The organism is Bacillus sp. FSL W8-0645, from assembly GCF_038007905.1.
Classification (GTDB): Bacteria; Bacillota; Bacilli; order Bacillales; family Bacillaceae; genus Bacillus; species Bacillus pumilus.
The window spans coordinates 58,524-85,273 of sequence record NZ_JBBOYC010000001.1; the positions used below are offsets into that span (position 1 = coordinate 58,524).

Sequence of the window (26,750 nt, forward strand, 5' to 3'; positions counted from 1 at the left end):
TTTAAATGCTGTCTTTTTTGCGTTTTTCCTCATGTGTCTTATATGTTTCATCCGTTAGAAAAATATTGTACTTCCTCATGTATCCTTGAAATCAGTCCTTATTTAGGATATATTTTTCTATGGATAATAGGGATATTGGAGGCCAATCAATGGATAAGCGGTTCGCAGTGATTTTAGCAGCGGGAAAAGGAACGAGAATGAAGTCAAAGCTATACAAAGTACTTCATCCAGTTTGCGGAAAGCCAATGGTCGAGCATGTGGCAGATGAAGCGTTAAAGCTTTCTTTAGCCAAGCTAGTGACGATTGTCGGTCATGGAGCAGAGAACGTTAAAGAGCAGCTTGGAGACAGAAGTGAGTATGCACTTCAAGAAGAACAGCTGGGAACAGCACATGCCGTCAAACAAGCAAAGTCGTTCCTTGCGCAGGAAAAGGGAACAACCATTGTCATTTGTGGTGATACGCCATTATTGACAGCGGAGACAATGGAAGCTATGTTGAGCGAGCATCAAAAACATCAAGCGAAAGTCACTATTTTAACAGCACATGCGGATGACCCGACAGGTTATGGTCGTATTATTCGTGACGAAACCGGTGCTGTCGTGAAAATTGTGGAGCATAAAGATGCGAATGATGCGGAACGTCAAGTGAATGAAATTAATACAGGGACTTATTGTTTTTCAAATGAAGATCTCTTCCGTGTGATTGAGCAAGTGTCGAATGAAAATGCACAGGGCGAATACTATTTGCCAGACGTCATTGAAATCTTAAAGAATGAAGGGCAAACAGTAGCTGCATATCAAACACCGCATTTTGAAGAAACACTTGGAGTCAATGATCGTATCGCTCTATCACAAGCAGAGCAATTCATGAAGCGACGTATTAATCATCAGCATATGAAGAATGGTGTGACCTTGATTGATCCTGAGAACACGTATATTTCACCTGATGCAGTTATCGGTGAAGATACAATGATTTATCCTGGGACGGTCATCAAAGGGAATGTGAAAATCGGTGCAGACGCAACTATTGGACCAAACACTGAAATTGTTGACAGCATCGTCGGAGACCGCACAGTGATTAAGCAATCTGTCGTCTGCGATAGTGAGGTTGGAGTCGATGTGACAATTGGGCCGTTTGCTCATATTCGCCCGTTGTCGAAAATTGGCGATGAAGTGAAGATCGGGAATTTTGTCGAAATCAAGAAAACGGTTTTCGGTGACCGCAGCAAAGCATCTCATCTAAGCTATATTGGAGATGCAGAGGTCGGAACTGATGTAAACCTTGGCTGTGGCTCTATTACAGTCAATTATGATGGGAAGAACAAATTCTTAACGAAGATTGAAGATGGCGCTTTTATTGGCTGTAATTCTAATCTCGTGGCACCAGTCACTGTCGGAAAAGGGGCATATGTTGCAGCTGGTTCAACGGTTACAGAAGATGTACCGCAGGATGCATTGTCTATTGCTAGAGCAAGACAAGTCAATAAAGAAGATTATGTGAAAAATATTCATAAAAAATAATCCAAATACCCGGAGGTTTACCATGTCTAATCGTTATGCTGATGCGAATTTAAAGATATTCTCTTTGAATTCAAACCCTGAACTTGCGAAAGAAATTGCCGATCGTATCGGAGTTGATGTAGGAAAGAGCTCTGTTAAACGCTTTAGTGACGGTGAAGTCCAAATCAATATTGAAGAAAGTATTCGTGGCTGTGATTGTTATGTCATTCAATCCACTAGTGCGCCAGTGAATGAGCACATCATGGAGCTGCTCATTATGGTAGATGCACTAAAACGCGCTTCTGCGAAAACGGTCAATATTGTGATCCCTTATTACGGATATGCACGTCAAGATCGTAAGGCAAAACCTCGTGAGCCAATCACTGCGAAGCTTTTTGCGAACTTACTTGAAACAGCGGGTGCTACACGTGTCATTGCACTTGATCTTCATGCGCCGCAAATCCAAGGTTTCTTTGATATTCCAATCGATAACTTAATGGCTGTGCCAATCTTAACAAACTATTTCGAACAGAAAAACTTGAATGATATCGTCGTTGTGTCTCCTGACCACGGTGGTGTAACACGTGCGCGTAAAATGGCAGATCGCCTGAAAGCGCCAATCGCAATTATCGACAAACGTCGTCCAAAGCCAAACGTTGCTGAAGTGATGAACATCATTGGTAACATTGAAGGCAAAACGGCGATTCTCATCGATGATATCATTGATACAGCTGGTACCATTACACTTGCTGCAAATGCACTTGTGGAAAATGGAGCGGCTGAAGTATATGCTTGCTGTACTCACCCAGTATTGTCTGGACCAGCAGTAGAACGTATCACAAATTCTAAAATTAAAGAATTAGTTGTGACAAACAGTATTCACTTAACAGATGACAAGAAAGTTGGAAAATTCATTCCGCTTTCAGTTGGGCCTTTGCTTGCAGAAGCCATCATCCGTGTACATGAAGAAGAATCTGTGAGCTACCTTTTCAGTTAATTTTCTGATTAAAAAAGGCCCTAGGCATCCGCTTGGGGTCTTTTTTGCTATCATCATTCACAGCAAATAAGTTTAAAATGATTCGGTTATGGGTAATTATGAGAGTAGTGACAAAAATGAAATAGGATGGTGCTGAATATGGCAACTTTAAAAGCAAATAAAAGAACTGATTTCAAACGTTCCACACTGCAAAAAATCCGTCATTCAGGACACGTTCCTGGTGTCATATACGGAAAAAATACAGACAACCTGGCTGTTTCACTAGACAGCATCGATTTATTAAAGACCTTACGTGATGAAGGGAAGAATACAATCATCACACTAGACGTGAATGGTGAAACAAAATCTGTGATGGTCACAGAATTACAAACAGACCCGCTGAAAAATGAGCTTGTCCATGCAGATTTCCAAGTGGTCGATTTACAGCGTGAAATTGAAGCGGATGTACCTGTACAGCTGATTGGCGAATCTAAAGGAGTTAAAGATGGCGGTGTGCTTCAGCAGCCACTATTTGAACTATCCATTACAGCGAAACCAAAAGATATCCCTCAGCATATTGAAGCAGATATTACAAACTTAGAAGTGAATGATGTCCTAACAGTCGCTGATTTGTCTGTTCAGTCATCATATCAAGTGAATAACGATCCAGAAGAAGTCGTGGCATCCATTTTACCGCCTCAGCAATCAGAGGTTCCTGAACCAGATAGCGCAGAGGAACCAAAAGAACCTGAGGCCATTAAAGAAAAGGATAACGATGGAGAATAACTGGGCATTTAGAGACGTAACCCTCCCGCGGTTGCGTCTTTTGTGCTAGAATGAAAAGAATTCATACGTTTTACATGAGGCAATCCTATTGGCTCATTTTTTAGGCGTGTGCTTTGTGACAAAGGAGGTTATTGGTTTCATGATTGCATTCGTTGGATTAGGTAATCCAGGAAAAGAATATGAAAAAACAAGACATAATGTCGGGTTTATGACAATAGATGAATTATCGAAAAAATGGGACATCCCTTTAAATCAATCAAAATTCAATGGACTGTTTGGAACAGGGTTTGTTTCAGGGCAAAAGGTTCTACTTGTAAAGCCGCTTACATATATGAACTTATCAGGAGAATGCGTGCGTCCGCTAATGGATTACTATGATATTCCTCTTGAACATTTGAAAGTCATCTATGATGATCTTGATTTGCCAACTGGCCGGATTCGTTTGCGTACAAAAGGAAGTGCTGGCGGGCATAATGGAATCAAATCGTTGATTCAGCATTTAGGGTCACCTGAGTTTGATCGATTCCGTATCGGCATTGGACGCCCTCAAAATGGCATGAAGGTCGTCGATTACGTGCTAGGACGCTTTTCAGAAGAGGAGCAGCCTGACATTGCATCAGCCATTCAGGCGTCTGTCGAAGCTTGTGAGGCGGCTTTAACTAAGCCATTTTTGGAAGTGATGAATGATTTTAACAAAAAGGTATAAGAATGATAAGCAAAGCACATACTGATCATAAAATCTCAGCATGGGAGGATCACGTATGGCTTTGCATTATTACTGCCGGCACTGTGGTGTAAAGGTTGGCAGTCTAGATGAATCCGCTGTTCAAAGTGAAGCACTTGGATTTCATCACTTAACAAATGAGGAAAGAAACGATATGATTTCTTATAGGGAAAATGGTGATTTACATGTACAAACCATTTGTGAGGATTGCCAAGAGGCGCTCGAAAGAAATCCTGATTACCATCAGTATCATACCTTTATTCAATAAAAAGCTTTGGTGTAGATAATAGACCAAAGCGTTTTTCTGTTTTAAACAAGCAGGGAGGAGGAGCCAAATGAAAAATATACAATCATTTATCAAACAAAGTGATGATTTTCAGTCCATTTTTAATGGGCTAAAGGAAGGGTTAAAAGCACAGCTGCTCGCCGGACTATCAGGCTCCGTCAGATCTTTATTTACAGCCGCTATATCAGACGAACTTAAGCGGCCGATGTTTATTGTGACTCACAACTTGTATCAAGCGCAGAAGGTAACAGATGATCTTGCCAGTGTGCTGTCAGATCGCTCGGTCCTTCTTTATCCTGTGAATGAACTCATTGCTTCAGAAATTGCCGTTGCGAGCCCTGAGCTCAGAGCACAGCGTCTAGATGTTCTGAACCGGCTGGCGAATGGAGAAAACCCCATTATCGTCACCCCAGCTGCTGCGGTGCGTCGAATGCTTCCGCCAGTTGAGCTCTGGAAGGAGAGTCAGATCCATTTAAAGCTTGGTGAAGAAATTGATTTGGAGGCGTTTTCAAAACAACTTGTACAAATCGGTTATGACCGGACGTCGATGGTTGCTGCGCCCGGAGATTTTAGTGTGCGCGGAGGAATCATTGATATTTATTCGTTAACGGAAGATCATCCAATTCGTATTGAGCTGTTTGATACAGAAGTAGACTCAATTCGAACGTTCCACTCTGATACACAGCGTTCATTAGAAACACTTCAAGAAATTAAAATCGGTCCCGCAAAAGAGCTGATTGTGAGAGGGCCTGAACGAGTGAGAGCCATTGAACAGCTTGATCAAGGACTTGCGAAGAGCTTAAAGAAATTCAACTCGGACCAGCAAAAAGAATTGCTGCATCAACATATTTCTGCTGATCGAGAGAAGCTGCTAGAAGGTATCGTGACACAGGAAATGACGAAGTACCTGTGTTATTTCTATGAAAAACCTGCTAGTTTGCTAGATTACACATCACAGGATACGATTATTATTTTAGATGAAATTAGCAGAATTCAGGAGATGGAAGAACAGCTTGAGCAGGAAGAAGCGGATTGGACAATTAGCCTGCTTGAAGAAGGCAATATTCTTCATGATTTATCCCTTTCTTTCCCGTTTCAACAACTAATCAATCAGCAATCGCGGTCGATTCTGTACTACTCCTTGTTCCTGAGACATGTCCAGCAGACAAATCCGCAAAATATCGTCAATGTATCTAGTAAGCAAATGCAGAATTTCCACGGGCAGATGAATGTGCTTGCGAGTGAAATTGAACGCTACAAAAAACAACAATACACAGTTGTCTTCTTAGGTGCGGATGAAGAACGGACAGACAAACTGTCTTCTGTTTTACATGATTATGACATTGAAGCTGCTCTTGCCAAGCCGGACGCAGATCTTGTAAGCGGACAGGTGTATATTTTACAAGGTGAGCTGCAAACAGGCTTTGAACTGCCGTTATCAAAAATTGCCGTGATCACAGAAGGCGAGCTCTTCAAGAAACGTGTGAAGAAGCAGGCACGTAAGCAAAAGCTGACCAATGCAGAGCGAATTAAGAGCTATTCAGAGCTTCAAGTCGGCGATTATGTGGTGCACATTAACCACGGGATCGGTAAGTATTTAGGAATTGAAACGCTTGAAATCGGCGGCATTCATAAAGATTATTTAAATATTCATTATCAAGGAAGCGACAAGCTTTATGTACCGGTTGAACAAATTGATCAGGTGCAGAAATACGTAGGATCAGAAGGAAAAGAACCAAAGCTGTACAAACTAGGCGGTAGTGAATGGAAACGCGTGAAGAAAAAAGTAGAAACTTCTGTTCAGGACATTGCAGATGATCTCATTAAGCTGTATGCAGAACGTGAGGCAAGCAAAGGGTATGCCTTCTCACCTGATCATGAGATGCAGCGCCAGTTTGAATCAGCGTTCCCTTACCAGGAAACAGATGATCAAATCCGTTCAATTCATGAAATCAAACAAGACATGGAGCGGGAGCGTCCAATGGACCGCCTGCTTTGTGGAGATGTGGGATACGGAAAAACAGAAGTGGCGATTCGAGCCGCCTTCAAAGCGATTGCTGACGGGAAGCAGGTTGCTCTGCTTGTGCCAACAACCATCTTAGCGCAGCAGCATTTTGACACGATTATGGACCGATTCCAAGACTATCCGGTCAAAATTGCTCAGCTGAGCCGTTTCCGTACAAGAAAAGAAACAACCGAAACGTTAAAAGGGTTGAAAAATGGAACGATAGATATGGTTATCGGTACACATCGTTTGCTTTCTAAAGATATTGTCTATAAGGACTTAGGTCTGTTGATTATTGATGAAGAGCAGCGTTTTGGCGTGACCCATAAAGAGAAAATTAAACAGATGAAAGCCAATATCGATGTACTGACATTAACGGCTACGCCAATTCCGCGTACGCTGCATATGTCTATGCTTGGCGTACGGGATTTATCGGTTATTGAAACACCGCCTGAAAACCGTTTCCCTGTTCAAACCTATGTGGTCGAGTACAATGGCGCTTTAGTCAGAGAAGCGATTGAGCGAGAACTAGCACGTGGTGGCCAAGTGTACTTCCTGTACAACCGTGTCGAGGATATTGAACGCAAAGCAGATGAAATCTCCATGCTAGTTCCAGATGCGAAAGTCAGCTATGCACATGGGAAAATGAGTGAGAACGAGCTGGAATCAGTGATGATCAATTTCCTTGAAGGTGAATCAGATGTATTGGTCAGTACCACCATCATTGAAACGGGAGTCGACATTCCAAATGTGAACACGCTCATCGTCCACGATGCGGATAAAATGGGGCTCTCTCAGCTGTACCAGCTAAGAGGACGAGTAGGACGCTCGAATCGTGTCGCATATGCTTATTTCACGTATAGAAAAGATAAAGTTTTGTCTGAAGTAGCAGAGAAGAGACTTCAAGCTATTAAAGAATTCACAGAGCTCGGATCAGGATTTAAAATTGCGATGCGTGATTTAACGATTCGAGGAGCAGGCAATTTACTTGGTGCACAGCAGCATGGATTCATTGATTCTGTTGGATTCGACCTCTATTCTCAAATGCTGAAAGAAGCCATTGAAGAAAGAAGAGGCGATACAACGGCTCAAGATAAATTCGAACCGGAAATCGATCTGCAAATCGATGCTTACATCCCGGACACTTACATTTCGGATGGGAAGCAAAAGATCGAGATGTATAAACAATTCAGAGCGATTGGATCAATTGAAGAGCGAAAAGAGCTTCAAGATGAAATGATCGACCGATTCGGTGAATATCCGCAAGAAGTGGCGGACTTGTTTACAATTGCGACGATGAAAGTATACGCAGTGCAGGAACGTGTCGAATTGATCAAGATGGAGAAAGGCATTGTCAGACTCACCCTTGAAGAGCAATCAAGCAGTGAAATCGACGGTCAAAAATTATTTGCCCTCGGCAGTAAATATGGCCGTGATATTGGCCTAGGAATGGAAGGCAGCAAGCTAATTATTTCTGTCCAAACGAAAGGCAAGAAGACGGAAGAATGGCTAGATATTGTTCTGAATATGCTTCGAGGTCTTCAAGATGTGAAAAAAGAAACCATTCCATCTTCATAAAAATTTGTTTGTCTCTCGTGTATATTACGGTTGATGTGACGGATACTAATCTCAGAGTCAAGTGGTGAATGTTGCATAAAGTGGACGCTTTTGCTCCATTCACCCAACACATCATCTAACGAAAGAGAGGCAGCAGTGAATGAAAGCAACTGGAATTGTACGCCGCATCGATGATCTAGGTAGAGTGGTTATTCCGAAGGAGATTCGCAGAACATTGCGCATCCGGGAAGGAGACCCGCTTGAGATTTTCGTCGACCGCGATGGAGAAGTCATTTTGAAGAAATATTCGCCGATTAGTGAGCTAGGAGACTTTGCGAAGGAATATGCTGATGCATTATTCGACAGTTTGGGTCATTCCATCCTGATTTGTGATCGAGATACGTATATTGCTGTATCCGGCAGTTCGAAAAAAGAGTACTTAAACAAATCCATCAGTGATTTACTTGAACGAACAATGGACCAGCGTAATTCTGTATTAGAAGAAAGCAAAAAAGAAATTCAACTTGTCGATGGTATTGATGATGACGTATCTGCTTATACCATTGCACCTATTGTTGCAAACGGAGATCCGATTGGCGCCGTCGTCTTATTTTCTAAAGAGCGTTCAATGGGGGAAGTGGAGCATAAAGCGGCAGAAACAGCAGCTGGCTTCTTAGCCCGTCAAATGGAACACTAGGTCTAATAATTCTATATCATTTTGATGAAACGAAAGAATGCCGATGAAATCATTTGATTTTGTCGGCATTTTTTATATGGAATGAAACAAAACGGGGAATATGCCGTCTACTCCTTAGAAAGAAACGGCTTTTCATTCACGTATGATATAATGAGTGCGTTTAACTGTAGATCTATTTTTAAAGGAGTCATCCATGAAAAATGCTGTGAATCAGCCGCATTGGCTTTTCCAAGGTGCGGTGATTTTGACCATCGCAGGCTTGTTATCAAAGGTACTAAGTGCCGTTTATCGTGTTCCGTTCCAGAACATCGTAGGAGACACAGGGTTTTATATTTATCAGCAAGTGTACCCCTTCCTCGGTATTGCGATCATGCTCGGCACCACAGGGTTTCCTGTCATGGTGTCCAAGCTTCTGAGTGAGCATGGGGAAGAAAATCGAAGGATCATTACAAGGGTATCTTTGGTCTATATCACTTTACTGAGCCTGGTCTTATTTCTTTGTCTTTACATAGGAGCAGGTAGAATTGCGAGCCTTATGACGGACAGTCAATTAATCCTGCTCATCCAAATGAGTGCTTTCGTGTTTTTATTCCTGCCGCTTACCGTGATGCTGAGAGGCGTTTTTCAGAGTGACGGTATGATGCTTCCAACGGCTGTTTCACAATTGGTTGAGCAGCTCATCAGGGTAGGCGTCCTGCTTGTTTTATCCTTCTATTTCGTCAGGCACGGTTATTCGCTTTATGAAACGGGTGCGGGTGCGGTCTTCTCCTCCATAGCGGGAAGCGCGTCCTCGCTTGTACTACTTCTTTTTCTTTGGCTGACTTACCGAAAACAGTCTTCTGCACCTATGACAGTCAAGCAGGCGACACTTCGGAAAAAGGATGTTTTGAAGAGTTTGGTGCTGTATACATTCACGATTTGTGTCAGCGGACTGCTCATTTTATGGATGCAAATGATTGATGCCTTTCATCTGTATGCGTTGCTGCGCAGTGAGGGACTGAGTGAAGCCGCGGCAAAGGCGGCAAAAGGTGTGTATGACCGAGGGCAGCCGTTTTTACAGCTAGGGACAGTGTTTGCCATTAGCATCGGGACCTCTCTTGTGCCATTTTTATCAGCGGCCATGAGGAATGGAGAGCATGAAGCGATCAGGCAAAAAGTATGTACATCGTTTAAAACCACGTCGGTTTTAGGGATTGGTTCAGCAGTTGGGCTGATTTGTATTCTTTCGCCAGTCAATACCATGCTTTTTCGTAATGATTTAGGTACCGATGCGCTGCAAATATTCTGTATTTCCATCGCATTTACATCGATTGCGATTACGCAAGCAGCTTTACTTCAAGGTCTCGGGCATACTGTGTATCCGGCTGTTGTGGTGATTCTCAGTGTGCTGGTGAAATGGATACTCACGCTTGCACTTGTGCCGCTATTTGGCATCTATGGTGCCGCATGGTCAACCGTGTGCGGTTTCCTCGCTGCCGCTCTGCTCAATGCCGTTTATTTGAGATATAAAGGATGGATTTCGTTGAGAGAGCTGTTTCCAGTGAAAATTCTTTTATCGGCCGCTTTCATGGCCATCGTCTTAATAGGGTATCAGGCACTGTTTTCTTGGGTCATTCCCTTTGAAAAACGTCCTTTTTCCGTTTTAGAGAGCCTGACGTCAGTTTTTATTGGTGGTTTCGCCTTTTTATATAGTATTCTTAAGCTAGAAGTATTTACGGACGAGGAATGGAGACTCATTCCATTAGGAGAAAAGATTTTATATTTTAAACAGATGAGAGGGAATCAAAATGGCAGGTAAGATTACCGTCGTCGGTCTTGGGGCAGGCGACATGGATCAGCTGACGCTCGGTGTATACAAGCAGCTGAAGCAGGCGAAAGAAGTATTTATGAGAACGCAGGACCATCCGCTTACCGCAGAGTTGATGCAGGAGGTCCCATCGCTGACCTTTTTTGATGAAATTTATGAAAAGCACGATCAGTTTGATTCGGTCTATCAGGAAATCACGGAAATTTTATTTGCAGAGGCTGCGGAAAAGGAGATTGTGTACGCAGTACCAGGTCACCCATTTGTCGCAGAAAAGACCGTCCAGCTATTAGTTTCTCAACAGCAAGAGCGCGGGATTGAGGTGTCTGTTGCTGGTGGACAAAGCTTTTTGGATGCGACGTTTAACTCCTTGCAGATCGACCCAATCGAGGGATTCCAATTCGTTGATGCAGGAGATATGAGAGCGGACGATCTGAAATTGACCCAGCATGTCCTCATTTGTCAGGTATATGATCAGATCACCGCTTCGAATGTGAAACTCACGCTGATGGAAAAGCTTCCAGACGATTATGAAGTCTATATTGTGACGGCGGCTGGAAGCAGCCTGGAACAGATTACTGCCGTTCCTTTATTTGAACTTGATCGAGATGTGTCGATAAATAACTTAACGAGTGTTTATGTGCCTCCGATTCAAGATGAACAGCTGCTTTATCAACAATTTGACACCTTCCGTGACGTCATCCGAACATTAAGAGGTCCGGGCGGCTGTCCATGGGATCAAAAACAAACCAATGAGTCACTTAAACCCTATTTAATTGAAGAATGCTATGAACTGCTTGAAGCGATAGATGAAGATGATCCAGACCATATGGTGGAAGAGCTCGGAGATGTGATGCTGCAGGTGTTACTTCATGCTCAAATTGGTGAAGATGACGGCTTTTTCTCAATTGATGACGTCATCCAGCATGTCACAGAAAAAATGATTCGTAGACATCCCCATGTGTTTGGCGACACAAATGTGTCTGAAGCAGAAGAAGTGGTCGTCAACTGGGAAAAAATCAAGCAGCAGGAGAAACCGGAGCGGGCAGCCTCCATGTTGCAATCCATCCCGGCGACGCTTCCAGCATTAACAAAGGCATATAAGCTCCAAAAGAAAGCCGCCAAAGTAGGCTTTGATTGGACAGATGTGAAAGATATTTGGAACAAATACGAAGAAGAAAAGCAGGAATTTCTCGTTGAAGTGGCAGAGAAGCCGGACGAAAGTGCAACGAAGCAGATGAAAGACGAATTTGGAGATCTTTTGTTTGTTCTCGTCAACATTGGAAGGTTCTATCAGCTAGAGCCTGAAACGGCGCTCGCTTCCGCCAACACAAAATTCATGCGACGCTTTCAGCATATTGAACAAAAAGCAAAGGACATGGGACGTTCATTAGAGGACTTAACGCTAGAGGAAATGGACGATCTATGGAACGAAGCCAAACGTATAGAAAGAGGTGAGCATACATGAGATTAGATAAATTTTTAAAAGTGTCCCGTTTAATCAAAAGAAGAACATTGGCAAAAGAAGTAGCTGATCAAGGCAGAATTTCGATTAACGGCACACAGGCGAAAGCCAGCTCTGACGTGAAAGAAGGAGACGAGCTTAAAATCCGTTTTGGTCAAAAACTTGTGACGGTTCAAGTCAATGAGTTAAAGGACACGACGAAAAAAGAAGAAGCCGCTGGCATGTATACTGTGCTAAAAGAAGAAAAAACAGCAGAATAGGGCTTGTTCTAAATGATCCTCCTGTCACATACAATGCAGTAACAATGCAAGTATGAGATATGGGGGATGTATAAATGAATCAATATTATAATCAACCTCAAGGCACGAAGCTGTCATCAGAAGCGGAACACAATATCACAATGCGAAACAGAAAGCATTTAGATATTACCGGCGTCAAACAGGTGGAAAGCTTTGATAATGAAGAATTTCTGCTTGAGACGGTCATGGGAATTCTCGCTATCCGCGGAGAAAATCTGCAAATGAAAAACCTAGACGTCGAAAAAGGCGTTGTGTCGATTAAAGGACGTGTCTTTGACTTAATTTATGTAGATGAGCAGCACGGGGAGAAAGCTAAAGGGTTTTTTAGCAAGCTGTTTAAATGACGCTGACAGTCCAGTTTTATACGATGCTTTCGATGGTAGCGATGGGCATCTGGCTGGGCGCATCGCTTGATACGTACAAGCTGTTTGTGAATCGGGAAAAGACAGCAAAATGGCTTTTGATTATACATGATCTCCTTTTTTGGCTGGTACAGGGTCTCTTATTCTTTTATGTTCTGCTGCTGACAAATGAGGGAGAATTCAGGCTTTATATCTTTCTAGCCGTTGCACTAGGTTTCTCGATGTATCAGGCATTGATGAAACAGCTGTATATGAATATTCTCAAGTTTATCACGATGTGTATTTATCAAACCGTTCTCATCCTTAAAAGGCTGGTCATGTCGATCGTCTTCCAGCCGATCCGTTGGATTGTCACAATGGTCATAAGTGTTATACTGTTCTTGTTCCACTCGCTCTTACGTCTTGTTCGTTTTACGTTTCGGCTCGTGTGGAAGGTGCTGTCCATTGTTTGTTATCCGCTCATCTGGTTACTTAATGTGACCATTATTCATCGGATTCCCGAAAAATGGCGAACATCAATGAGATTGTTTTTCTCTAAAGGAGCAGGAATTTTACAAGGGACCAAGAAATTATCTGGTACCATCAAAACGAAATGGAAACAATTCTGGACAAAGTAAGAGAGGAGGCCTTCAACCTTGAACAAGAGAAAAAGAAATATCGCACAAATTCAAAATGATTACCAAAAACAAATGGAACAGCAAGCACAGCGCTTAAAACGCAAACGCCGAGGACTCCTTAGAAGGCTTACTGTGTTTGGTGTGATCGTGCTCATGTTTGCTGTCTTGGTAACAAGTGCCCTCTGGTCGCAATCGTCCTCATTAAAGGAAAAAGAAGAGAAGAAGGTTGCGCTCGAAAAAGAATTAAAGCAATTACAAACAAAGCAGGAAGATATTTCTGATGAAATTAAAAAGCTGAAAAGCAAGGAATACGTACTCGAACTGGCACGACGAGACTATTATATGTCCAAAAAAGGCGAAAAAATCTTTGATGTGGGCAATAAGAGCGATTAGCCTTGTTGACACTTAAAATTCAGTTTATGTATAATTGAACAAATGAGATTTTTTTATAAGTCTAAGGAGGAGCACTTTTTTTATGTCGATTGAAGTTGGCAGCAAGTTACAAGGGAAAGTTACGGGCATTACAAATTTTGGAGCTTTTGTGGAGTTGCCAGGCGGTTCAACTGGTCTCGTTCATATCAGTGAGGTAGCCGATAACTATGTAAAAGATATTAATGAGCATTTAAAAGTCGGTGAACAAGTTGAAGTGAAAGTGATTAACGTTGAAAAAGACGGTAAAATCGGCTTGTCCATTAAAAAAGCAAAAGATCGTCCTCAACAACAATCAAGACCGGTCAGAAATGATTTCCGTCCAAAGGAATCGTTTGAGCAAAAAATGAACAAATTCTTAAAAGATAGTGAAGACCGCTTAACATCTTTAAAACGTAACACGGAATCAAAACGTGGGGGACGCGGAGCAAGAAGAGGTTAACTTGTTGCTGCTTTCTATATATCTTTCACAACAAAGCACCTGCTGTCCGCAGGTGCTTTTTTTCTTGATCCATACGACATTTTTTGAGATTTCGTCATTTAATTTAAAACTTCCTATTGACGGACAAGCGATTCCTTTGTATTATAGATCTTGTGCTTCTTAGCGCATTTTTATTATGGCGGTGTAGCTCAGCTGGCTAGAGCGTACGGTTCATACCCGTGAGGTCGGGGGTTCGATCCCCTCCGCCGCTATCCTTTTTATTAGAACATAAAAGCAAGGCCCGTTGGTCAAGCGGTTAAGACACCGCCCTTTCACGGCGGTAACACGGGTTCGAATCCCGTACGGGTCATCTTCGAAAACAGCTTTCTTTAGGAAAGCTGTTTTTTTGTGTCTTCGTAAAATTCTGATGAAAGACATCGACTTTCAAGAAAGTATGCCTCTTTGACGAATAAAGCGTCGAACGTTTTATGGAAACGACAACTTCTTTTGACAAAATTTCTTTTTCACCTTCGCTATAATGACAAGCAACGAATATCAGGTGGGGGATGAAAAGATGGAAAAACTAGAAAGAAGAACTGATTTAACAGGAGCGGGGTTTGAAAGAATCAGTGCAGGGTTAAAAAAGATGAAAAACCTGTTTCTTCATCATACGCATTCTCTTTTTTTCTATAGAGGGTTTATTTATGTCGTTCTTGGTTTTTTATTAGGACGAGCCTTTATATTATCTGAAATTATGCCGTTTGCTCTGCCTTTCTTTGGCTCCATGCTGCTTATCAAAAGAGATAAGTCCATGCTTGCTTGTCTCGCTTTACTTGCTGGAGCCATGACGATATCACCTCAAAATGCATTGTTTGTGTTTGCGTCGCTGATCGTATTCCTTCTTATGTCCAAGGTGGTTTCTTTCATCATCAAAGACCCAGTGAAAACATTGCCGGTTGTCATTGTGCTGTCAATGCTGATCACCAGAGGAGCATTTGTTTATCTAGAGCAAGGTGCTGTGCAAAGCTACGATTACGTCATGGCGGGTGTCGAAGCAGGACTTGCCTTCATTTTGACACTGATTTTCCTTCAAAGCCTGCCGATTTTTACAGTCAGGAAAATCAAACACTCCTTAAAGGTTGAAGAAATTATTTGCTTTATGATTTTGATTGCCTCAGTTTTAACAGGTCTGGCTGGCATCACATTTCAAGGAATGCAGGCAGAGCATATTTTGTCACGATATGTAGTGCTGAGCTTTGCCTTTATTGGAGGAGCGAGTATTGGTTGTACAGTGGGTGTCGTGACTGGATTAATTCTCGGTCTCGCTAACATCGGAAACCTTTATCAGATGAGTCTTCTTGCCTTTTCAGGTTTATTAGGGGGATTGCTGAAAGAGGGGAAGAAAGCAGGCGCAGCCATTGGCTTAATTGTGGGTTCCTTACTTATTTCCTTGTACGGAGAAGGATCAGCAGGACTCATAACCACGCTATACGAATCACTGATTGCGGTTGCGCTCTTCTTGCTCACGCCACAATCAGTGACCTCTAAGGTAGCGAAATATATTCCTGGTACGGTAGAGCATGTACAGGAACAGCAGCAATACGCCCGGAAAGTACGAGATGTGACAGCAAAAAAGGTAGACCAATTTTCTAACGTATTTCATGCGCTGTCTGAGAGTTTTGCGACATTTTACGATTCCATTCCTGAAGAAAAGAAACAGGAAGAGGATGTAGATCTTTTTTTAAGTACGATCACAGAACGATCCTGTCAAACGTGCTATAAGAAAAATAAATGCTGGGTGCAGAACTTTGATACAACCTATGAACTGATGAAACAAGTTATGCATGAATCTGATGAAAAAACCTACGAGCAAAACCGGAAATTGAAGAAGAAATTTAGCCAGCACTGCTCAAAATCAAAACATGTCGAGGAATTGATTGAAGAGGAGATCGCTTACTATAAAGCCAACCAGACCCTGAAGAAAAAAGTCCAAGACAGCAGACGACTGGTAGCTGAACAACTGATGGGTGTCTCACAAGTGATGGAGGATTTTTCCCGGGAAATAAAACGGGAAAGAGAACAGCATTTTATTCAAGAAGAGCAGATGATAGAAGCACTTCAGCACTTTGGAATTGAAATTCAGCAAGTAGAAATTTATAGCTTGGAGCAGGGGAATGTCGATATTGAAATGAGAATCCCATATTGCCAAGGACATGGTGAATGTGAAAAAATCATCGCCCCTATGCTCTCAGATATTTTAGAAGAACAGATTTTAGTCAAAGCAGAGCAGTGTGCAGAGCACCCAACAGGCTATTGCCACGTTGTATTTGGCTCTGCAAAATCATATCGAGTGGCTACAGGCGTAGCGCATGCAGCAAAAGGCGGAGGATTAGTGTCTGGAGACAGCTACAGCATGATGGAGCTGGGTGCGGGCAAATATGCCGCGGCTATTAGTGATGGAATGGGCAATGGAGCAAGGGCTCATTTTGAAAGCAATGAAACGATTAAGCTGTTAGAAAAAATATTAGCATCAGGTATCAATGAAAAAGTGGCGATCAAAACCATTAACAGTATTTTATCTTTACGAACGACAGATGAAATCTATTCAACATTAGATTTATCCATTATTGATTTACAGGATGCGAGCTGTAAGTTCCTTAAGATCGGTTCAACACCCAGCTTTATTAAACGGGGTGATCAGGTGATGAAGGTACAAGCGAGCAACTTGCCGATTGGGATTATTGATGAATTTGAAGTGGAGGTTGTGAGTGAACAGATGAAGGCAGGAGATCTGCTGATTATGATGAGTGATGGCATTTTTGAAGGACCAAAGCATATTGAAAATCATGATCTCTGGGTGAAGCGCAAAATGAAAAGCTTTAAAACAGAAGATCCGCAAGAGATTGCTGATCTATTAATGGAAGAGGTCATTCGAACAAGATCGGGTCAAATTGACGACGATATGACGGTTGTTGTCATCAGGCTTGATCACAATACACCAAAATGGGCATCCATTCCGACGGGTACATTCTATCTTGAGAAACAAGAGATTTCTTGAAATATCGTATAATATGAATTTCTTCTGGCGATGATGGAGATATAAAGCATTCAGTTACGATCCCAGGAGGAATGAAGATGCGAAAAGGTCACGTAAACCAAATCTTATTGATTACAGATGGCTGCTCAAATCACGGGGAAGATCCACTTGCGATTGCCTCATTGGCAAAGGAACAAGGGATTACAGTCAATGTCATTGGCATTATGGAGGAAAACAGACACGATCATGAAGCAATGAAAGAAGTCGAGGGGATTGCTCTCGCAGGTGGGGGCATTCATCAAGTTGTCTACGTCCAGCAGTTATCTCAAACAGTACAAATGGTTACAAAAAAAGCGATGACACAAACTTTACAAGGTGTTGTGAATAAAGAATTGCAGCAAATACTTGGCAAAGATACTGAAATTGAAGAGCTTCCGCCTGATAAGCGCGGGGAAGTGATGGAAGTAGTCGATGAGTTAGGAGAGACGGTTCACCTTCAAGTACTTGTGCTTGTTGATACAAGTGCAAGTATGAAACCGAAGCTGCCTACCGTTAAAGAAGCACTCATTGACCTCTCCATTAGTTTAAATTCAAGAATTGGTGAAAATCAGTTTGGGATGTGTATATTTCCCGGGAAAAACTCAGATGCTGAAATTGTGTTGAATTGGACGCCTCGATTCGATTCACTGTCATCTATTTTCCCGAAACTGACCACGGGAGGAATTACTCCAACTGGACCAGCGCTTCGAGAAGCACTCCAGCATTTCAAATCAGTTCGTTCACGTAAAGGGCTGCTTGAATCAAAGGAAGAGCATGATGAATTCGGCTTCTAACATTCCGTTAGGCACGGTGATTCAAGGGAAATGGCATCACCATCATTACCGCATTGTAAAAGAGCTAGGAAAAGGGGCGAACGGTATTGTCTATCTAGCCGAATCGCCAAATGGTCAAGTAGCCCTTAAAGTGAGTGATGACAGTATGCTCATTGCATCTGAAGTCAATGTATTAAAATCCTTTTCTAAGGCTCCTGTGAAAACCATGGGGCCTTCTTTTTATGATATGGATGATGCGATTTATCCCGGCATGCTTCAAAAGCGTTCCTTTTATGTGATGGAGTATGTCAGAGGCCCATTACTGCTTGAATTTGTAAAACAAAAAGGTGATGAGTGGATCGTTGTTTTAATGGTTCAGCTTTTATCTAACCTGGCTCATTTACATCAAGAAGGCTGGATTTTTGGTGACTTGAAGCCAGATAATCTCATCGTGTCAGGTCCACCGGCCGCGATTCGGTGCATTGATGTAGGAGGAACGACAAAAGCAGGCAGGGCAATCAAGGAATATACCGAGTTTTTTGATCGAGGCTATTGGGGATTTGGCACAAGAAAGGCAGAGCCATCTTATGATCTGTTTGCCTTAAGCATGGTGATGGTGAACTGTGCGTATAAGAAAGAATTCAAAAAAGAAGCAGAACCGGAAAAGCAGCTTTATAGAGCCATTGAAGGACATCCTTTATTAAAGCGATATGAAAGGGTGTTAAAGGCTGCTCTACAAGGTAAATATCAATCAGCGGCGGCTATGAAGAGTGCGATGCTGAAAGAAGGACAGCTGATCGCTTCAAGAAAAGCGAGTCAAAAGAAGCAGCAGCAAAAAAACGGGCAAAAGCCCGCTGTTCAACAAAATCAACAGGTGACTTCACGATCGAGAGTTGCAGCAGCAAAAAGAACACCAGTACGCAAAAAATCAGGTGGGCTTTTTGAAACTGTTCTTATTGTGTGCAGTGTACTTGCTCTTTACTGTGCATATGTAGTTTTGTTCCTGCTATAGCCCTGTAAAAAAGCAGGCTTCATCTTTGCTTGGAGCTACTGAAAGTGATAGGATATGTATATCTTTAAATTACCTGCTCTTTGTGAGGAGGAAGTTGTGAATAGAATTGAATCATTTTTGAAAAAACATGATGTTTACCTTGAAAATACGACAGTCATTGTCGGGGTTTCTGGCGGACCAGATTCCATGCTTTTACTGCACGAACTAAACAAACGTCGAAAAGGTTCCTTTCAGCTGATTGCAGCCCATGTAGATCACATGTTCAGAGGAGAAGAATCCTTTGCTGATTTGGCATTTGTTGAGGCGTACTGCAAGGAGCAAGGAATTCCTTTTGAATCGGCCCGCATACAAGTTACCCAATATGCAAAAGAAAACCACTTAAACAAACAGGCAGCTGCAAGAGAGTGCAGATATGCTTTCTTTCGTCAATTGATGGAGCAATACAACGCTCAATTTCTAGCGCTTGCACATCATGGAGACGACCAAGTAGAAACAATGATGATGAGGCTTGTGAGAGGGACTGTTGGAATAGGACTCGCAGGTATCCAAGCAAAACGTCCTTATCAAGATGGATGGCTGATTCGGCCGCTCATTGGATATTCCAAGGATGACGTGCTGACCGCTTGTGAAAAAGAACATCTTCCCTATGTCATTGATCAAAGTAATCACACAGATGACTACTTGAGAAACCGGATAAGAAGACACATTCTTCCCGTGTTAAAAGAAGAGGCACCTCATGTACATGAAAGCTTTCAGTTTGTAAGTGACATGCTGACTGAAGATGAGCAATACTTGCAGGCAATAACAAAGGAACAAATGAACCAAGTGATAACGAATCAATCGCCTAAGCAAATTAAGATCAAAACGAAGCCTTTGCTTGACCTGCCTTTGCCTTTACAAAGAAGAGGCATTCAACTAATATTAAACTATCTTTATGAAAACACTCAATCAGCGTTTTCAAACCAGCATATTCTAGGGACTTTGGACTGGTTATCTCATACTGAACAACCGTCTGGATCATTAGATTTGCCAAAAGGTTTACAAGCTGTCAAGTCTTATGATTACTGTATGTTTACCTTTGAACGATCGCTTGTACTAGACCAGTCTTATGCTCTTCACTTAAAGGGTGAGCTTGGAGAGAAGCTTTTCCTTCCAAATGGGCAGTCTATCGTGGTATCAAATCATGTTCCGAAGGATGCACGGAACGGAAACCATTTTTTCTTGCTTCAAAAAGATCATGTTCGTTTCCCTTTGATCATTCGCTCACGAAAAAATGGTGATCGAATCAAACTTAAAGGGATGAATGGATCAAAAAAGGTGAAGGATATATTTATTGATAAAAAAGTGCCTCTTGCAGAAAGAGACAGCTGGCCGATCGTCACTGACTCGGAGAATCAAATCATCTGGATCCCAGGTCTGAAAAAATCCGTTTTTGAAGAAATTGATATGACAAACAGCGATCTCATTGTATTACAATATAGACAGCATGAAAATTTGTAGGGGGCAAGCAAAAGCATGAAACAAGATATTGAAAAGGTTTTGATCTCAGAAGAAGAGATCCAGCAAAAAGTGAAGGAACTGGGTGCAACATTAACCAGCGATTATGATGGTAAATTTCCCCTGGCTATTGGTGTTTTGAAAGGGGCTCTTCCATTCATGGCAGACCTGATCAAACACATTGATACATATTTAGAACTTGATTTTATGGATGTATCTAGCTACGGAAAATCTACCGTATCTTCAGGAGAAGTAAAGATCATTAAAGATCTAGATACTTCTGTTGAAGGAAGAGATATTTTAATTATGGAAGATATCATCGACAGTGGGTTAACTTTGAGCTATCTGGTAGAGCTTTTCCGATACCGTAAAGCAAACTCCATAAAAATTGTGACATTGCTTGATAAACCAAGCGGTCGTAAAGCAGACATCAAAGCAGATTATGTTGGATTTGAAGTTCCAGATGCATTTGTTGTCGGCTATGGATTGGATTTCGCTGAACGTTACCGAAACCTCCCGTATATTGGAGTGTTAAAACCATCTGTTTACGAAGGCTAATCAGCATACGTATACATGAGGTTATTGGTTGTATTGGAATGATTTTCTATGATACTATTGACCATAGTTGTGCTTACTGTGGGAGGAGGTAAGGAATGAATCGGGTTTTTCGTAATACGATTTTTTATATACTTATTTTATTACTTGTGATAGGGGTAGTCAGCTGGTTAGGATCCCCTAATCAAAAGCCTGAGAACATGTCTTACAGCAAATTTTCGCAAAATCTAAGTGCGGGAAAAGTGGAGAGTATCTCCATTCAGCCTGTAAGAGGGGTTTATGAAATTCGTGGTCAATTAGATGGCGCGAAGAAAGATGAATACTTCATTACCCATGTTCCAGATGGTCAAGGTGTTGACCAGATTTACAGTGCACTTAAGAATACAGATGTAAAAGTAGAACCAGCACCTGAAACAAATGGATGGTTGCAAGTTCTGACAACCATCATTCCGTTCATCATCATCTTTATCCTGTTCTTCTTCTTATTGAACCAAGCTCAGGGCGGTGGAAGCCGTGTTATGAACTTTGGTAAGAGTAAGGCGAAGCTTTACACAGAAGAGAAGAAACGTGTGAAATTTAAAGATGTTGCCGGTGCAGATGAAGAAAAGCAAGAACTTGTAGAAGTGGTTGAATTCCTGAAGGACCCACGTAAATTCGCGGAGCTTGGCGCAAGAATTCCTAAAGGGGTTTTACTAGTAGGACCTCCAGGTACAGGTAAAACATTGCTTGCGAGAGCATCTGCAGGAGAAGCAGGCGTTCCTTTCTTCAGCATCAGTGGTTCTGACTTCGTCGAGATGTTCGTCGGTGTCGGTGCATCACGTGTACGTGATTTATTCGAAAATGCGAAAAAGAATGCACCATGCTTAATCTTTATTGATGAGATTGATGCAGTGGGTCGTCAGCGTGGAGCCGGTCTTGGCGGTGGTCATGACGAGCGTGAACAAACGCTTAACCAGCTTCTTGTTGAAATGGATGGTTTTAGTGCGAACGAAGGTATTATTATCATCGCTGCGACGAACCGTGCAGATATCCTAGATCCTGCATTGCTGCGTCCGGGACGTTTTGACCGTCAAATTACGGTTGACCGCCCAGATGTCATTGGCCGTGAAGAAGTGCTGAAGGTTCATGCGAAAAACAAACCGCTTGATGATGCAGTGAATTTGAAAGCCATTGCAAGCAGAACACCTGGGTTCTCTGGAGCAGATCTTGAGAACTTACTAAACGAAGCAGCACTTGTTGCTGCCCGTCATAACAAAAAGAAAATTGATATGCGTGATATCGACGAAGCGACTGACCGTGTCATCGCTGGGCCGGCTAAGAAAAGCCGCGTCATTTCGAAGAAAGAACGTAATATCGTGGCTTACCATGAAGCGGGTCATACCGTTATTGGTCTTATCCTAGACGAAGCGGACATGGTGCATAAAGTAACGATCGTTCCTCGTGGTCAGGCAGGCGGATATGCGGTCATGCTTCCAAGAGAAGACCGTTATTTCCAAACGAAGCCAGAGCTTCTTGATAAAATTGTCGGCTTGCTCGGCGGTCGTGTTGCAGAGGAAATTACGTTTGGTGAAGTAAGTACAGGTGCTCACAACGACTTCCAGCGTGCAACTGGCATTGCAAGAAAAATGGTTACAGAGTTCGGTATGTCTGATAAACTTGGTCCACTTCAATTCGGTCAAGCACAAGGAGGTCAAGTATTCCTTGGCCGTGACTTTAACAACGAGCCGAATTATAGTGAAGCGATCGCTTACGAAATTGACCAAGAAATTCAGCGTTTCATCAAGGACAGCTACGAACGTGCGAAACAAATTCTCACTGAGAATAAAGATAAGCTAGAAATCATCGCACAAGCCCTTCTAGAAGTTGAAACATTAGATGCTGAGCAAATTAAATCTCTTTACGAAACTGGAAAGCTTCCAGAGCGTGTATACGCAGATGACGAAGAGAAAAACGATGATGTGAAAGTGAACATCAAGAAAAAAGAAGAAGATGAGGAGATCTAATCTCCTTCTGTGAAAGCTGCCGGGATCACCGGCAGCTTTTTTTATTTCGATTCCTGAATGGATCGGTTTCGAATTGTTTACAAATGGAACTCAATTCGTGTATGGTATGATAGAAAGTCGAAAAATGCTCTTTTTGAGAAACTATTCAAAGTGGTGATGAAGTTGTTACTCGTGATAGATGTAGGGAACACAAATACCGTTTTAGGTGTTTATCATAATGGCGATCTAAACTACCATTGGCGAATTGAAACAAGCCGTCATAAAACAGAAGATGAATTTGGTATGGCTATCAGGTCTTTATTTGATTATGTCGGGCTGATGTTTGACCAAATAGAAGGAATTATCATTTCGTCTGTTGTCCCGCCAATGATGTTTGCATTAGAAAGAATGTGCGAGAAGTACTTTCACATAACTCCCCAAATTGTAGGGCCTGGAATGAAAACTGGATTAAACATTATGTGTGACAATCCAAAGGAAGTCGGGGCTGATCGAATTGTGAATGCAGTAGCGGCGATTCATCTATATGGGGCACCTCTCATTGTCGTAGACTTTGGCACAGCGACAACCTACTGCTATATCAATGAACAAAAACAATACATGGGTGGGGCAATTGCACCTGGTATTACCATCTCAACAGAAGCTTTATATACAAGAGCGGCGAAGCTGCCAAGAATTGAAATTGTCCGTCCAGATCACATTGTTGGAAAAAACACCATCAGTGCAATGCAATCCGGCATCCTTTATGGATATGTCGGGCAAGTCGAGGGAATAGTGAAACGGATGAAGCAGCAAGCGAAACAAACACCGAAAGTCATTGCAACAGGCGGTTTGTCGACATTGATTGGAAATGAATCAGACTGCATTGATATTGTCGATCCGTTCTTAACATTAAAAGGACTTCAACTCATTTATGAACGTAATCGTGTCGGTGTACTATAGGAGGTTTAAAATCGAATGGACTACTTAGTTAAAGCGTTAGCATATGACGGAAAAGTCCGAGCATATGCTGCAAACACAACAGATACAATCAACGAAGCACAAAGAAGACACCATACATGGCCAACAGCATCAGCAGCGATTGGCAGAACAATGACAGCTACAGTCATGATGGGTGCTATGCTGAAAGGCGAAAATAAGCTAACGGTCAAAATTGAAGGCGGTGGACCAATCGGTGCCATCATTGCTGATGGAAACGCAAAGGGCCAGGTGCGCGGATATGTCTCAAACCCACAAGTCCACTTTGACTTAAATGAACATGGCAAGCTAGATGTTAGACGTGCAGTCGGGACATCTGGAACATTAAGTGTTGTCAAAGATATCGGACTGAAAGATCACTTTACAGGACAAACGGAGATCGTCTCAGGTGAAATTGGAGATGACTTCACTTATTATCTTGTCTCTTCTGAGCAAGTGCCTTCCTCTGTTGGTGTAGGGGTTCTCGTCAATCCAGATAACTCGATTCTCGCAGCTGGCGGTTTCATCATTCAATTGCTGCCTGGAACAGAAGATGCTGTCATCGAAAGACTAGAAAAGCGGCTCTCAACCATTGAACCCATTTCTAAACTCATTGAAAAAGGGATGACACCAGAAGAAATTTTAGAAGAAGTACTCGGAGAAAAACCTCAAATTTTAGAAACTGTACCTGTCGAATTCTCTTGTAACTGCTCAAAAGAACGTTTTGCTAATGGCATTATCAGCCTAGGAAAAGCCGAAATTGAAGACATGATTGAACAAGAGGGACAAGCAGAAGCTCAATGCCATTTTTGTAACGAAACGTATGTATTTACAAAAGAAGAGCTAGAAGAGCTACGTGAAGAAATAACCCGCTAAGCTCTAAGCAGCGGGTTTTCTTTTTTGAATGGAAAGGAGACGAAAGATGAGACTGAAAGCAAGAGTAGTATGGACATTTATCCTTGTGTTGCTTATGATCAATGCCGGTGTTATTGCATATGTATTAACAAAGTCGCAAATGTCACAGGCTTCTTCAAGCGGGAAGAGCGGTGAAGAAATTGCGTCGATTGGAAAAGAGAAGGTGACACGTCAAGAATGGTTAAAGAAGATGGAAGACCGCTATGGAAAGGCAACACTTGAGCAAATGATTAATCAGAAGGTGGTCGATCAGCTTGCGAAAGAAAACAAGCTTGAGGTGTCCTCAAAAGAAATCAATCGTGAATTGCTGATGCTTAAAGCGGTATCTAATAATTTCTACGAAGATGGACATACGAGTGAAAAGGACTGGACAGAACAGATTCGTTATCAAATTTTATTAGAGCAGCTTTTAACGAGAGATGCTGTCGTTTCCGAAAAAGAAGCGAAATCCTTTTATGAAAAAAACAAGGACTTATATCAATATGATGATTCATACCGTATTCGTCATATCGTCGTGAAGACAAAAGGCGAAGCTGAAAATGTATTGAAAGATCTGAAAGGTGGATCTAGCTTCGAGGCGGTGGCAGCTGAACGCTCCATTGACCGCTACACCTCTCCATATGGCGGAGATCTTGGGTTTGTGACAGAAGAACAAGAAAGTATCCCAGCCCTATACATACAGGAAGCTCAAAAGCTTCAGCCAGATGAATGGACTAAAGAACCGATCGAGACCAAAAATGGTTATGCCATTATTCAACTAAAAGAAAAATTAAATGGCCGCTCCTTCTCTTATGAAGAAGTCAAAAATCAGATCAAAAGGCAGATTGCCATGGAAGATCTAGGTGAAAAGGCGAATGTCAAAACCCTGTGGAAAGAAGCAAAAGTCACATGGTTTTACGATGGCGAGCAGGACTAAAAGCATTGACAAAATTTTTCGAAATTGATAATTTAATATTAATACAATAAAATTACTCGGAGATAGAGGTGTTAGTGATGGCTCGTATTGCAAATTCAGTTTTTGAACTAATAGGAAATACACCAGTCGTTAAATTAAACCGTTTAGTAGATGAAGACAGTGCGGATGTCTACTTGAAACTTGAATATATGAACCCGGGCAGCAGTGTAAAAGATCGGATTGCGTTAGCGATGATCGAAGATGCTGAAGCGAAAGGTACTTTAAAAGCCGGCGACACGCTCATCGAACCAACAAGCGGAAACACAGGGATCGGTCTTGCAATGGTAGCGGCAGCTAAAGGAATTAACGCAATTCTAGTGATGCCAGACACAATGAGTCAGGAGCGCCGCAACCTTTTACGCGCTTATGGTGCAGAGCTTGTATTAACACCAGGTGCAGAAGGAATGAAAGGTGCCATCAAAAAGGCAGAAGAATTGGCAGAAGAGCACGGTTACTTCATGCCTCAGCAATTTAGCAACGAAGCCAATGCGGAGATTCACCGCCGTACTACAGGAAAAGAAATTCTTGAACAGTTTGACGGCGAGCTTGATGCATTTATTGCAGGTGTTGGTACGGGCGGCACAATTACGGGTGCTGGTGAAGTCCTAAAAGAAGCCATCCCATCGATTCAGCTTTATGCGGTAGAGCCGACAGATTCTCCTGTATTATCAGGCGGAAAGCCAGGCCCGCATAAAATCCAAGGGATTGGAGCAGGGTTTATCCCTTCCATCTTGAACACGGAAGTATATGACGGCATTATCCAAGTGAAAAACGAAGATGCATTTGAGCTTGCAAGAAGAGCAGCGAAAGAGGAAGGGATCCTCGGCGGTATTTCCTCAGGAGCAGCTATTTACGCAGCACTTCAAACAGCGAAGAAGCTTGGTAAAGGGAAAAAGGTTCTGGCAATTATCCCAAGTAATGGGGAACGTTACCTCAGCACACCTCTTTATCAATTCGATTAAACCAATTACCCCAGCATTTGCTGGGGTTTTTTTATGAAATCTGTAGATGGAAAGCAAATACTATTTTCTAAATAAATTGGATTGCATTACAATAAGATTAATGAAAATGAAAAAGGATGAT

At 42.2% G+C, this 26,750-nt stretch carries 23 protein-coding genes, 2 tRNA genes and 1 pseudogene; all 26 read left to right on the forward strand.

All coding sequences use genetic code 11. The features are described 5' to 3' along the window. Positions 1 to 149: 149 nt before the first annotated feature. The 26 genes and pseudogenes from glmU to cysK all read left to right on the forward strand — a co-directional run bounded on the left by glmU (position 150) and on the right by cysK (position 26,629). The gene (glmU, locus tag NST39_RS00320; protein ID WP_065097659.1) at positions 150 to 1,520 is read left to right on the forward strand and encodes a bifunctional UDP-N-acetylglucosamine diphosphorylase/glucosamine-1-phosphate N-acetyltransferase GlmU; all 1,371 of its coding nucleotides are present in this window, start codon (positions 150 to 152) and stop codon (positions 1,518 to 1,520) included. A 22-nt stretch (positions 1,521 to 1,542) separates the two neighbouring features. Further along, positions 1,543 to 2,496: a ribose-phosphate diphosphokinase gene (locus NST39_RS00325; RefSeq protein ID WP_003217907.1), complete on the forward strand. Its 954-nt coding sequence runs from the start codon at positions 1,543 to 1,545 to the stop codon at positions 2,494 to 2,496. Positions 2,497 to 2,634: 138 nt separating this feature from the next. Next, positions 2,635 to 3,261, forward strand: a complete 627-nt coding sequence (locus NST39_RS00330) for a 50S ribosomal protein L25/general stress protein Ctc (RefSeq protein ID WP_003217956.1) — start codon at positions 2,635 to 2,637, stop codon at positions 3,259 to 3,261. Between the two features lie 139 nt (positions 3,262 to 3,400). Then, positions 3,401 to 3,967 carry an aminoacyl-tRNA hydrolase gene (gene pth / locus NST39_RS00335; protein WP_044140398.1) on the forward strand — a complete coding sequence of 189 codons (567 nt, stop codon included), beginning with the start codon at positions 3,401 to 3,403 and terminating at the stop codon, positions 3,965 to 3,967. A 55-nt stretch (positions 3,968 to 4,022) separates the two neighbouring features. Then, positions 4,023 to 4,253, forward strand: coding sequence for an anti-sigma-F factor Fin family protein (locus NST39_RS00340; RefSeq protein WP_003217967.1), 231 nt, complete (start codon positions 4,023 to 4,025; stop codon positions 4,251 to 4,253). Between the two features lie 67 nt (positions 4,254 to 4,320). After that, entirely contained in the window at positions 4,321 to 7,854 is a 3,534-nt protein-coding gene (mfd, locus tag NST39_RS00345) for a transcription-repair coupling factor (RefSeq protein ID WP_341026469.1), read from the forward strand. 139 nt (positions 7,855 to 7,993) lie between these two features. Further along, positions 7,994 to 8,530: a stage V sporulation protein T gene (gene spoVT, locus NST39_RS00350; protein WP_003217990.1), complete on the forward strand. Its 537-nt coding sequence runs from the start codon at positions 7,994 to 7,996 to the stop codon at positions 8,528 to 8,530. A 193-nt stretch (positions 8,531 to 8,723) separates the two neighbouring features. Further along, positions 8,724 to 10,328, forward strand: a complete 1,605-nt coding sequence (locus tag NST39_RS00355) for a putative polysaccharide biosynthesis protein (protein ID WP_341026471.1) — start codon at positions 8,724 to 8,726, stop codon at positions 10,326 to 10,328. Next, a complete protein-coding gene (gene mazG / locus NST39_RS00360) occupies positions 10,318 to 11,802 on the forward strand; it encodes a nucleoside triphosphate pyrophosphohydrolase (protein ID WP_341026473.1) in 1,485 nt (494 codons plus the stop codon). Before NST39_RS00355 ends, mazG begins: the two co-directional genes overlap by 11 nt. Next, a complete protein-coding gene (locus tag NST39_RS00365; RefSeq protein WP_003217975.1) occupies positions 11,799 to 12,059 on the forward strand; it encodes an RNA-binding S4 domain-containing protein in 261 nt (86 codons plus the stop codon). Before mazG ends, NST39_RS00365 begins: the two co-directional genes overlap by 4 nt. 74 nt (positions 12,060 to 12,133) lie before the next feature. After that, positions 12,134 to 12,442 (forward strand): sporulation protein YabP, encoded by a 309-nt coding sequence (gene yabP, locus NST39_RS00370; RefSeq protein WP_003217974.1) that lies wholly within the window; start codon positions 12,134 to 12,136, stop codon positions 12,440 to 12,442. Continuing rightward, positions 12,439 to 13,077 carry a spore cortex biosynthesis protein YabQ gene (yabQ, locus tag NST39_RS00375; RefSeq protein WP_003217942.1) on the forward strand — a complete coding sequence of 213 codons (639 nt, stop codon included), beginning with the start codon at positions 12,439 to 12,441 and terminating at the stop codon, positions 13,075 to 13,077. The genes yabP and yabQ overlap by 4 nt, the downstream gene beginning before the upstream one ends. Before the next feature lie 18 nt (positions 13,078 to 13,095). Continuing rightward, positions 13,096 to 13,470: an FtsB family cell division protein gene (locus NST39_RS00380; protein WP_003217952.1), complete on the forward strand. Its 375-nt coding sequence runs from the start codon at positions 13,096 to 13,098 to the stop codon at positions 13,468 to 13,470. 82 nt (positions 13,471 to 13,552) lie between these two features. Next, complete coding sequence (locus NST39_RS00385; protein WP_044140403.1) at positions 13,553 to 13,948, forward strand: S1 domain-containing RNA-binding protein; 396 nt, start codon at positions 13,553 to 13,555, stop codon at positions 13,946 to 13,948. Between the two features lie 177 nt (positions 13,949 to 14,125). Further along, positions 14,126 to 14,199 (forward strand) — tRNA-Met (locus NST39_RS00390). Positions 14,200 to 14,225: 26 nt separating this feature from the next. After that, a tRNA-Glu gene (locus NST39_RS00395) sits at positions 14,226 to 14,297 on the forward strand. A 204-nt stretch (positions 14,298 to 14,501) separates the two neighbouring features. Next, on the forward strand, positions 14,502 to 16,985 hold the full coding sequence (gene spoIIE / locus NST39_RS00400; protein ID WP_065097654.1) for a stage II sporulation protein E: 2,484 nt from the start codon (positions 14,502 to 14,504) through the stop codon (positions 16,983 to 16,985). A gap of 77 nt (positions 16,986 to 17,062) precedes the next feature. Then, positions 17,063 to 17,797, forward strand: a complete 735-nt coding sequence (locus NST39_RS00405; protein ID WP_106066818.1) for a vWA domain-containing protein — start codon at positions 17,063 to 17,065, stop codon at positions 17,795 to 17,797. After that, complete coding sequence (locus NST39_RS00410; RefSeq protein WP_111913494.1) at positions 17,781 to 18,788, forward strand: protein kinase domain-containing protein; 1,008 nt, start codon at positions 17,781 to 17,783, stop codon at positions 18,786 to 18,788. Before NST39_RS00405 ends, NST39_RS00410 begins: the two co-directional genes overlap by 17 nt. 96 nt (positions 18,789 to 18,884) lie before the next feature. After that, positions 18,885 to 20,307, forward strand: a pseudogene (gene tilS / locus NST39_RS00415) (tRNA lysidine(34) synthetase TilS). Next, positions 20,304 to 20,843: a hypoxanthine phosphoribosyltransferase gene (gene hpt, locus NST39_RS00420; protein ID WP_003217950.1), complete on the forward strand. Its 540-nt coding sequence runs from the start codon at positions 20,304 to 20,306 to the stop codon at positions 20,841 to 20,843. Before tilS ends, hpt begins: the two are co-directional and overlap by 4 nt. Before the next feature lie 95 nt (positions 20,844 to 20,938). Next, complete coding sequence (gene ftsH / locus NST39_RS00425) at positions 20,939 to 22,843, forward strand: ATP-dependent zinc metalloprotease FtsH (RefSeq protein WP_341026477.1); 1,905 nt, start codon at positions 20,939 to 20,941, stop codon at positions 22,841 to 22,843. A 162-nt stretch (positions 22,844 to 23,005) separates the two neighbouring features. Further along, positions 23,006 to 23,782: a type III pantothenate kinase gene (locus NST39_RS00430; RefSeq protein ID WP_008341820.1), complete on the forward strand. Its 777-nt coding sequence runs from the start codon at positions 23,006 to 23,008 to the stop codon at positions 23,780 to 23,782. Between the two features lie 15 nt (positions 23,783 to 23,797). Continuing rightward, complete coding sequence (gene hslO / locus NST39_RS00435) at positions 23,798 to 24,673, forward strand: Hsp33 family molecular chaperone HslO (protein ID WP_044140408.1); 876 nt, start codon at positions 23,798 to 23,800, stop codon at positions 24,671 to 24,673. A gap of 52 nt (positions 24,674 to 24,725) precedes the next feature. After that, positions 24,726 to 25,628, forward strand: coding sequence for a peptidyl-prolyl cis-trans isomerase (locus NST39_RS00440; RefSeq protein ID WP_341029923.1), 903 nt, complete (start codon positions 24,726 to 24,728; stop codon positions 25,626 to 25,628). Between the two features lie 77 nt (positions 25,629 to 25,705). After that, on the forward strand, positions 25,706 to 26,629 hold the full coding sequence (cysK, locus tag NST39_RS00445) for a cysteine synthase A (protein ID WP_044140410.1): 924 nt from the start codon (positions 25,706 to 25,708) through the stop codon (positions 26,627 to 26,629). Positions 26,630 to 26,750 lie beyond the last annotated feature (121 nt).

What these genes read in the sequence shown, in the direction of transcription:
- glmU (WP_065097659.1), top strand. Translation starts at nt 150, where the DNA reads ATGGATAAGCGGTTCGCAGTGATTTTAGCAGCGGGAAAAGGAACGAGA.
- NST39_RS00325 (WP_003217907.1), top strand. Translation starts at nt 1,543, where the DNA reads ATGTCTAATCGTTATGCTGATGCGAATTTAAAGATATTCTCTTTGAAT.
- NST39_RS00330 (WP_003217956.1), top strand. Translation starts at nt 2,635, where the DNA reads ATGGCAACTTTAAAAGCAAATAAAAGAACTGATTTCAAACGTTCCACA.
- pth (WP_044140398.1), top strand. Translation starts at nt 3,401, where the DNA reads ATGATTGCATTCGTTGGATTAGGTAATCCAGGAAAAGAATATGAAAAA.
- NST39_RS00340 (WP_003217967.1), top strand. Translation starts at nt 4,023, where the DNA reads ATGGCTTTGCATTATTACTGCCGGCACTGTGGTGTAAAGGTTGGCAGT.
- mfd (WP_341026469.1), top strand. Translation starts at nt 4,321, where the DNA reads ATGAAAAATATACAATCATTTATCAAACAAAGTGATGATTTTCAGTCC.
- spoVT (WP_003217990.1), top strand. Translation starts at nt 7,994, where the DNA reads ATGAAAGCAACTGGAATTGTACGCCGCATCGATGATCTAGGTAGAGTG.
- NST39_RS00355 (WP_341026471.1), top strand. Translation starts at nt 8,724, where the DNA reads ATGAAAAATGCTGTGAATCAGCCGCATTGGCTTTTCCAAGGTGCGGTG.
- mazG (WP_341026473.1), top strand. Translation starts at nt 10,318, where the DNA reads ATGGCAGGTAAGATTACCGTCGTCGGTCTTGGGGCAGGCGACATGGAT.
- NST39_RS00365 (WP_003217975.1), top strand. Translation starts at nt 11,799, where the DNA reads ATGAGATTAGATAAATTTTTAAAAGTGTCCCGTTTAATCAAAAGAAGA.
- yabP (WP_003217974.1), top strand. Translation starts at nt 12,134, where the DNA reads ATGAATCAATATTATAATCAACCTCAAGGCACGAAGCTGTCATCAGAA.
- yabQ (WP_003217942.1), top strand. Translation starts at nt 12,439, where the DNA reads ATGACGCTGACAGTCCAGTTTTATACGATGCTTTCGATGGTAGCGATG.
- NST39_RS00385 (WP_044140403.1), top strand. Translation starts at nt 13,553, where the DNA reads ATGTCGATTGAAGTTGGCAGCAAGTTACAAGGGAAAGTTACGGGCATT.
- spoIIE (WP_065097654.1), top strand. Translation starts at nt 14,502, where the DNA reads ATGGAAAAACTAGAAAGAAGAACTGATTTAACAGGAGCGGGGTTTGAA.
- NST39_RS00405 (WP_106066818.1), top strand. Translation starts at nt 17,063, where the DNA reads ATGCGAAAAGGTCACGTAAACCAAATCTTATTGATTACAGATGGCTGC.
- NST39_RS00410 (WP_111913494.1), top strand. Translation starts at nt 17,781, where the DNA reads ATGAATTCGGCTTCTAACATTCCGTTAGGCACGGTGATTCAAGGGAAA.
- hpt (WP_003217950.1), top strand. Translation starts at nt 20,304, where the DNA reads ATGAAACAAGATATTGAAAAGGTTTTGATCTCAGAAGAAGAGATCCAG.
- ftsH (WP_341026477.1), top strand. Translation starts at nt 20,939, where the DNA reads ATGAATCGGGTTTTTCGTAATACGATTTTTTATATACTTATTTTATTA.
- hslO (WP_044140408.1), top strand. Translation starts at nt 23,798, where the DNA reads ATGGACTACTTAGTTAAAGCGTTAGCATATGACGGAAAAGTCCGAGCA.
- cysK (WP_044140410.1), top strand. Translation starts at nt 25,706, where the DNA reads ATGGCTCGTATTGCAAATTCAGTTTTTGAACTAATAGGAAATACACCA.